Consider the following 8,216-nt stretch of genomic DNA (forward strand, 5'->3'; position numbering starts at 1 on the left):
CTGGAAAATGGCTGACTACTGAAAGTTTTTCACATTCCCAGGCCAGACTTTGGGAGGAAGGGCCACTGCAGCCTGGATCTCAATACCCTTCCTTGTCGGGATTTTTGAGGACCCACGATGCAACCTCCAGTGTAAAACCTCTTCCCGCCAGAAATCGGATTTGCCGGGCATGTTCTGCGGGGTTGGCCGGGGCTGTGCCAAACTTTCGCTGCCAGATGTCTCGCGCCCGTTCGCGCTCGGTGGCCTTAAGCTGCCCAACCGCCTCCCGTATGGCCGTCACGTCCAGTCCTTTGGCCTGCAGCTCCTGCTGGATACGCGAGGCGCCCAGCTTGCGGGAACGCCGGTTGATGACCGAATCGATGACACGCTCTTCGCTGATGAAATCCTTGAGCTCAAGGTCGTCGAGCACCGCCTTCAGCTGGCCCGGCGTTTCTTCATGCGGAGCCAGCTTGCGTTCAAGTTCGGCGCGTGAATGTTCGCGCGCGGCAAGGTAACGCAATGCGCGGCCCTTGAGGGAAAGGCCAAAACCCGCACGGCGGGCGGGTTTGGCGGGGGAGCTGTCTGCCGGGTTTTCCATGTCAAAGGACCCAGCCAGATTGAAATGCAAGCGCTACTCTTTTGATAGCTGCTTGCGCCCATTCTGATTGGTATGTCGCCTTATTTGGCATTCAAAAGACAGGCTCAGGCGGCTACTTTGGCGGGTTTTTCGGCTTTCTCGGCCTTGGGCGCCTTTTCAGCCGGTGCTGGCTCGGTGCCGGCCGCGGCTTGCACCAGCGGAATACCCAGCGATTCGCGCACCTTGTTTTCGATCTCGATGGCGAGTTCGGGGTTTTCTTTCAGGAACTCACGCGAGTTGTCGCGCCCCTGGCCAATTTTTTCGCCGTTGAAGGCATACCAGGCGCCGGCTTTTTCGACGATGTGGCCGGCCACACCCAGGTCCAGCACCTCGCCCAGCCGGCTGATGCCCTCGCCGTAGAGGATGTCGAACTCCGCCGTCTTGAATGGCGAGGCCACCTTGTTCTTGACCACCTTCACCCGGGTTTCGTTGCCGATCACCTCTTCGCCTTTCTTGATGGAGCCGATGCGGCGAATGTCCAGCCGCACCGAGGCGTAGAACTTCAGCGCATTGCCGCCGGTGGTGGTTTCGGGCGAACCGAACATCACGCCGATCTTCATGCGAATCTGGTTGATGAAGATGACCATGCAGTTGGCCTTCTTGATGGTGGCGGTGAGCTTGCGCAGCGCCTGGCTCATCAGGCGGGCCTGCAGGCCGGGCAGSGAGTCGCCCATTTCGCCTTCAAGYTCGGCCTTGGGCGTGAGCGCCGCCACCGAGTCGACCACGATCAGGTCGACCGCGCCGGAGCGGGTCAGCGAATCAACGATTTCAAGCGCCTGCTCGCCGGTGTCGGGCTGGCTGATCAGCAGGTCTTGCAAATTGACGCCCAGCTTTTGCGCGTACTGGATGTCCAGCGCGTGCTCGGCATCCACAAAGGCGCAGGTGCCGCCCAGTTTTTGCATTTCGGCGATGACCTGCAGGGTCAGCGTGGTTTTGCCCGACGATTCAGGGCCGTAGATTTCAACCACACGGCCGCGCGGCAGGCCGCCGACGCCCAGGGCGATGTCCAGGCCCAGGGAGCCGGTGGAAACGACCTGGATGTCTTCGATGACCTCGCCGTCGCCCAGCTTCATGATGGTGCCTTTGCCGAACTGCTTTTCGATCTGGGCCAGCGCGGCCTGCAGGGCTTTGGCCTTCTCGGTGTTCAGGGCGGCGCTTTGTACAGGGTTTTGGGCGGGGTTCAGTTTGCTGGTCAGTTCCATGAAAAACTCCTTGAAAATCAATGATGTRAAACTTTTTCTCTAATTTCCGGCCTCTGCTTTTAATCACAGCGCTGGATGCATGACCAGTACTTTATGGGCGCCATAGAAATAAGTAAACCCTATTTTTAGTCAGTTTGCCTGATCAATTGAGATACCATGATTTCATGCCTGAAGCAGTCAGTCCACCTCACATTTCCAGCCCCTTTGGTGCCACCGAAGCCGGCTGGCGGCAGACCCACCTGGGCCGCCTGATGGGCCATGCGCTGCGCCGCTTCGACGAGCGCGTGCTGTCGCTGATGGCCAGCAGCATCGAGGTGCCGCTGGCGCTCTCCAACCTGGCCGCACGCGACCAGGTCGGTGCCGCGCACATCCACATCACTCGCCACCTGGCGGTCGGCGGCTCGCGCCTGACGGACCTGGCGCAAAGCGCGGGCATGAGCAAGCAGGCCATGGGCGACCTCGTCGACCAATGCGAAGCCTGGGGTTTGGTGACGCGCCAGCCCGACCCGCACGACAAACGCGCCCGCCAGGTGGTGTTCACCGAATCGGGCCTGCTCTGGCTGGAAGCCTTTCACAGAGCGGTTCGGCAAGCCGAGGATGAGTTTCGCCAGGCTGTGGGGCATGATGTAGCTACGGTGGTCGCGCTGGGACTCGAGGCCTACGCAGCAGCCTGATCCCAACCGACGTCAGCAAACCTCTGGCGACAAAAGCCTAAAATTTGCCGAACAAGTAAAACTGGCCCACAGCTCCCGTAATGCGGACCACTCCCCGGAGACAACCATGCGTATCCTGATTGCCGAAGATGACCAGGTCCTGGCAGACGGCCTGCTGCGCACTTTGCGCGCCTCCGGTGCGGCAGCCGACCACGTGGCCAGCGGCACCGAAGCCGACGCCGCGCTGCTCACCAACACAGAATTCGATCTGCTGATCCTGGATCTGGGCCTGCCGCGCATGCACGGGCTGGAAGTGCTCAAGCGCCTGCGCGCCCGCGGCTCGGCCATGCCGGTGCTGATCCTGACCGCCGCCGACAGCGTGGAAGAACGCGTCAAGGGCCTGGACTACGGCGCCGACGACTACATGGCCAAACCGTTTTCACTGCAGGAACTCGAAGCCCGTGTGCGCGCGCTGATCCGCCGCGGCATGGGCGGCGCCAGCAGCACCATCAAGCACGGCCCGCTGGTGTACGACCAGGCCGGACGCGTGGYCACCATCGACGGCCAGATGCTGGAGCTGTCGGCGCGCGAACTCGGCTTGCTCGAAGTGCTGCTGCAGCGGGCCGGCCGCCTCGTCAGCAAGGACCAGCTGGTGGAACGCCTCTGCGAATGGGGCGAAGAAGTCAGCAACAACGCGATCGAGGTGTACATCCACCGGCTGCGCAAGAAGATTGAAAAAGGCCCGGTGCGCATCGCGACCGTGCGCGGGCTCGGTTACTGCCTCGAAAAAATACCAAATTGATGAGCCCCCACGGTTGCTCACTGCGTGTAGCGCCCTGCCCCCCGAGGGGGCCGCTGCGCCTGCGGCCCGGCAAAGCCGGTTCCGCGGCCCCTGCTGGCATGAAGAGCATGCGCGCCGGACGGACGTCCCGCACGCTTCTTGACCTGTGGCTCTGAGACTCTTCCAGCGCGAGCGCCGAAGCCTCTTCGGCGAGATCCTCGACTGGATGCTCACGCCGCTGCTGCTGCTATGGCCGATCAGCCTGGCGCTGACCTGGCTGGTGGCGCAGAACATTGCAGGCAAGCCATTTGACCGTGCGCTTGAATACAACGTGCAGGCACTGGCCAAGCTGGTGGCGGTCAAAAACAACCAGGTGCAATTCAACCTGACGGCGCCGGCGCGCGAGATCCTGCGCGCCGATGACACCGATCTGGTCTATTACCAGGTTGTGGGCACGCAAGGCGAACTGCTCAGCGGCGAACACGACCTGCCCCTGCCGCCCGATGAAGACAAGCCCACCAACGGCGAGGTGCGGCTGCGCGAAGACCTGATCCAGGGCGAGGATGTCCGCGTGGCCTATACCTGGCTCAAGGTCGAGGTCAAAGCCCCGGCGCCGACAGGCAAGGCGGCTGCACCGCGCAGCGACAAGAGCGCGGGTGCACCCGAAGCCGTGTCCGCCCAGATGGTGCTGGTGCAAGTGGCCGAAACGCTGGAAAAGCGCAAGACGCTGGCCACTGAAATCGTCAAGGGCACCATGGTGCCGCAGTTCGTAACGCTACCGCTGGCCGTACTGCTGGTGTGGCTGGCACTGGTGCGCGGCATCAAGCCGCTGGCCCAGCTTGAAAAGCGCATCCGCGCACGCAAGTCCGACGACATGAGCCCGCTCGATGAAACCGCGGTGCCAGAAGAGGTAGCACCGCTGGTGTCCTCCATCAACGATTTGCTGAGCCGGCTCAAGGTGTCGCTGACCACGCAGAAACGCTTTCTCGCCGATGCCGCGCATCAGTTGAAGACACCGCTGGCGGGCCTGCGCATGCAGGCCGACCTGGCGCAGCGCGAAACCGATGCCGACGAACTCAAAAAATCGCTCAAGCACATCGGCCGTGCCAGCATACGTGCCACCCACACCGTCAACCAGCTGCYGGCGCTGGCACGCGCCGAAACCACAGGCCGCAGCCTCGCCAAGCTGCACATCGACCTGGTGCATATCGTCTCGGAAGTGATGGCCGACTCGGTGCCTCGCGCCCTTGAAAAACAGATCGACCTCGGCTACGACGGGCCCGCCGCCGGCGAGCAGGCGACGCAGCTGGAAGGCAACCCGACCCTGCTCAAGGAGCTGGTGCGCAACCTGCTGGACAACGCCATCAACTACACGCCCGAAAAAGGACAGGTCACGCTGCGGCTCATGACCGACCGCTTCAGCGGCGTACTGGTGCTGCTGGTGGAAGACTCCGGGCCGGGCATCCTGGAGTCCGAGCGCGAGCTGGTGTTCCAGCCGTTCTACCGGACGCTGGGCACCAACGTCGACGGCTCCGGCCTGGGCCTGGCCATCGTGCTGGAAATCGCCAAGCAGCATGGCGCCACCATCACCATTGAAGATGCGGCCCTGCCGGGCCACCCGCAAACGCCCGGTACCCGCGTCACCGTGCGTTTTGTCGGGATGGATTTACCTGACGGTCAGTAGCGGCAGCGGCAGCACCTGCACCCATGCACTTTCCCGGGAATTTTTAAGCAAATGAGCCTGCAATCCATACAGAACTTGCGCAAGCAGCTCCTGAAATGATAGCGAATCAGGGTTTGGCAGGCGGCCACTTGTCGTAAAGCTTCGCACCGATGCGCTCGCCCCACAGCTCGATTTGCGCAGGCGTTCCGGCATGCGGCTGGTTGGCGCTGTCGCCGCGCACATAACCCAGCGCCACGCAGGCGCCGGCCAGCGGGCTCCAGCCGACCGACGAAATTTCGCCCACCATTTGCCCGTCCATCACAATCGCCTCGCCGCCCCAGGCAAAGGCATCCGGCGTGTCAAACACCAGCGTGACCAGTTTCTTGCGCAGCGCCAGCCCCTGTGAATTGAGCAACGCGGCCTTGCCGATAAAGTCAGCCGGCTTGTCGAGCCTGACGCTGAAGGCCAACCCCGCCTCCCACGGCGTTTCGTCCGGGCCGAGCTCTGCGCCCCAGGCGCGCCGGCCTTGCTCAATACGCAGCGCATCCAGCGCGTAGTAGCCTGCATCACGAATACCGAGCGCCTTGCCGGCCTCCATCAGTGCCAGGTACACATGGCGCGCCATTTCGATCGGCGTGTAGAGCTCAAAGCCCGGCCCGCCCACATAGCTCATGCGGGCGGCGCGCACGCGGGCAAAGCCCACGTCAATCTCTTTCGTCCATGAGAACTTCAGCGCCTCGGGCGACAGGTCGTCCGGGCTAACGAGCGCCAGCAGCTCGCGCGCCTTCGGCCCCATCACCGACAGCACCGAGTACATCGTCGACACATCGGTCAACACGGCATGTTCCGCTTCGCCGATACGCCGCGTGATCCAGTCGAAGTCCCTTACCGTTTGCGCAGATCCGGTGATGATGAGGAATTGGTTCGCGGCTTGCCTCATCACGGTCAAGTCACTTTCAAAACCGCCGCGCTCATTGAGCATGGCGGTGTAGACCATCTTGCCGACAGACACGTCCATCTCGTTGGCGCACAGGCGCTGCAGCACGGCCAGCGCATCGCGGCCCTGCAACAGGTATTTGGAGAACGAGGTCTGGTCGTAAAGGGCAACGGTTTCGCGCGTGGCTTTTTGCTCCTCAATCATCCACGGGAGCCAGGCCGGTTTGTCGAGGGAGTATTCCGGGCGCGCCTGGCCCTCCGGCCTGAAATAGCTTGCACGCTCCCAGCCATTCTTGCCGCCGAACTCCGCGCCTCTGGCGGCCAGGATGTCGTACAGCGGTGAGGTACGCAACGGCCGCGCCGTTTCCAGTTCCTGACGCGGCCAGCGCATGGCGTAGTGCAGGCCCAGCGTCTCGCCGGTGCGCTCGGCCAGTGCCTTGCGGTTGCCGGTAAAGCTGCCGAAGCGGCGGATGTCCACGTCCCATAAATCGGTGCTGGGCTCCCCACCCACAATCCATTCGGCCATGAGCCGGCCCGCGCCGCCGCTGTTGGCAATGCCGGCCGAATTGAAGCCCGCGCAGACAAAGTAGTTTCGCAATTCGGGCGCTTCACCCAGGATGAAGTTGCCGTCCGGCGTGAAGCTTTCGGGGCCGTTGAGCAGCATCTTGACTTCGGCCGTCTCCAGGCACGGGGTGCGGTGCAGCGCGGCGGTCATCAGCGGTTCGAACTGGTCCCAGTCTTCGTCCAGCAATTCGAACTGGAAGGTCGCCGGAATCGGGTCCATCTTCCAGGGCTTGGCCTGGGGCTCAAAGCCGCCCATCACCAGGCCGCCGACTTCTTCCTTGTAGTAGATGTAGCCGTCTGGGTCGCGCATGACCGGCAGCATGGGGTGCACACCCGGAATCTTGCCGGTGACGATGTAGAAATGCTCAGCCGAATACAGTGGCACATTCACGCCCGCCAGCTTGCCGAACTGGCGCGCCCATTGGCCGGCGCAATTGACGAGGACTTCGCAGCGCACGTCGCCTTGCGCGGTCTTCACGCCCACGGCCTTGCCGTTTTCAATGATGACGCCGGTCACCTCAATGCCTTCAACCATCTTCACGCCGCGGTTGCGCGCGCCCTTGGCCAGCGACATGCAAAGGTCCGCCGGATTGGCCTTGCCGTCACCCGGCAGCCAGATCGCGCCCTGCAGGTCATCGATGCGCATGATCGGGTATTTCTCGCCAGCTTCCTGCGGCGAGATCTCATGGCACTCCACGCCAAAGCTGTTGGCCATGGCGACCTGCTTTTTGAGCACCTTCATGCGCTCGGGCGTGCGCGCCACGTTGACGCTGCCGCATTGTTTCCACCCGGTGGCCAGGCCCGTTTCAGCCTCCAGCGAGGCATACAGCTCAATGCCGTACTTGCTCATCTGCGTCATGTTGCGGTTGGGCCGCATCTGGCCGACCAGGCCGGCCGCGTGCCAGGTGGTGCCGCTGGTGAGTTTGCCTTGCTCGAGCAGCAGCACGTCGGTTTTGCCCATTTTGGCCAGGTGGTAGGCCACAGAACAGCCAACGATGCCGCCACCCACAATCACGATCTCTGCATGCTTGGGAAGCGTCGTGGCAGTCATGGTTCAGGCCTCACATCAAAGGAAATATGTGCAGAACTAAGCTAACCGTATAGCCATGACACCTGCGACGATGGCGCAGGTGCCGATGAGTCGGCGCAGGGTAAAAACTTCTTTCAGCAGCCAGCAACCCAGCAGCACCGCGAACAGCACCGAGGTTTCGCGCAGCGCCGCCACCGTAGCCACGGGCGCGCGCGTCATGGCCCACAGCGCGATTCCGTAGGAGCCCAACGATGCCAGCGCACCGCCGGTGGCCACCGGCCAGCGATGCAGCGCATAGTGGCCCATGGCRCGCCCCCGCCGCGCCATCATCAGCAGGCCGAATGGCCAGCCATCAAACAGGAAGAGAGCCCCAACGTATTGCAAGGCGTTGCCTGAAGCGCGGACACCCAGCCCATCGACCACGGTATAGATGGCAATGATGACGGCGTTGGCCAGCGCAAAACCGACAGCCTTGGGCGCATGCAGAGCGTGGCGGCTCAGGCCCAGCACCAGCACACCGCAGCAAATACCCAGGATGCCTGCCCAGGCCAGCGGCGTGAGCGTTTCACCCAGGGTGAAACTGGCCGACAGCGCCACCAGCAGCGGCGCTACGCCGCGCATCAGCGGGTAAGTCAGGCCCAGGTCTCCATGCTGGTAGGCGCGCGTGGTGGCAATGTAGTAGCCGATGTGAATCAGTACCGACGCCCCGATGAATGGCCAGGCCTCAGCCCGCGGCCAGCCAACCAGCAGCACCAGCGGCAACGCCAGCAC

At 62.9% G+C, this 8,216-nt stretch carries 7 protein-coding genes; 3 read left to right on the forward strand and 4 right to left on the reverse strand.

Annotated features, from left to right (window positions below; genetic code table 11):
• Window positions 1-79: 79 nt before the first annotated feature.
• A complete protein-coding gene (gene recX, locus AC1D1X_RS10025; RefSeq protein WP_477670588.1) occupies window positions 80-607 on the reverse strand; it encodes a recombination regulator RecX in 528 nt (175 codons plus the stop codon).
• A gap of 74 nt (window positions 608-681) precedes the next feature.
• Window positions 682-1,818, reverse strand: a complete 1,137-nt coding sequence (recA, locus tag AC1D1X_RS10030; RefSeq protein ID WP_457282065.1) for a recombinase RecA — start codon at window positions 1,816-1,818, stop codon at window positions 682-684.
• A gap of 164 nt (window positions 1,819-1,982) precedes the next feature.
• Between recA and AC1D1X_RS10035 the strand changes: the two genes are divergently transcribed.
• The 3 genes from AC1D1X_RS10035 to AC1D1X_RS10045 all read left to right on the forward strand — a co-directional run bounded on the left by AC1D1X_RS10035 (window position 1,983) and on the right by AC1D1X_RS10045 (window position 4,936).
• A complete protein-coding gene (locus tag AC1D1X_RS10035) occupies window positions 1,983-2,492 on the forward strand; it encodes a MarR family winged helix-turn-helix transcriptional regulator (RefSeq protein ID WP_477670587.1) in 510 nt (169 codons plus the stop codon).
• Window positions 2,493-2,598: 106 nt separating this feature from the next.
• Complete coding sequence (locus tag AC1D1X_RS10040; RefSeq protein ID WP_477698216.1) at window positions 2,599-3,273, forward strand: response regulator; 675 nt, start codon at window positions 2,599-2,601, stop codon at window positions 3,271-3,273.
• Window positions 3,274-3,424: 151 nt separating this feature from the next.
• Window positions 3,425-4,936, forward strand: a complete 1,512-nt coding sequence (locus tag AC1D1X_RS10045; RefSeq protein WP_477698218.1) for a sensor histidine kinase N-terminal domain-containing protein — start codon at window positions 3,425-3,427, stop codon at window positions 4,934-4,936.
• Window positions 4,937-5,042: 106 nt separating this feature from the next.
• Here the strand turns inward: AC1D1X_RS10045 and AC1D1X_RS10050 are convergent, their stop codons facing one another.
• On the reverse strand, window positions 5,043-7,466 hold the full coding sequence (locus AC1D1X_RS10050; RefSeq protein WP_477670585.1) for a GcvT family protein: 2,424 nt from the start codon (window positions 7,464-7,466) through the stop codon (window positions 5,043-5,045).
• 36 nt (window positions 7,467-7,502) lie between these two features.
• A partial coding sequence (locus AC1D1X_RS10055; protein WP_477698217.1) for an EamA family transporter occupies window positions 7,503-8,216 on the reverse strand: 714 nt, incomplete at its 5' end.

This window comes from Polaromonas sp. P1_G4, from assembly GCF_056405475.1.

What these genes read in the sequence shown, in the direction of transcription:
- AC1D1X_RS10035 (WP_477670587.1), top strand. Translation starts at nt 1,983, where the DNA reads ATGCCTGAAGCAGTCAGTCCACCTCACATTTCCAGCCCCTTTGGTGCC.
- AC1D1X_RS10050 (WP_477670585.1), bottom strand. Translation starts at nt 7,466, where the DNA reads ATGACTGCCACGACGCTTCCCAAGCATGCAGAGATCGTGATTGTGGGT.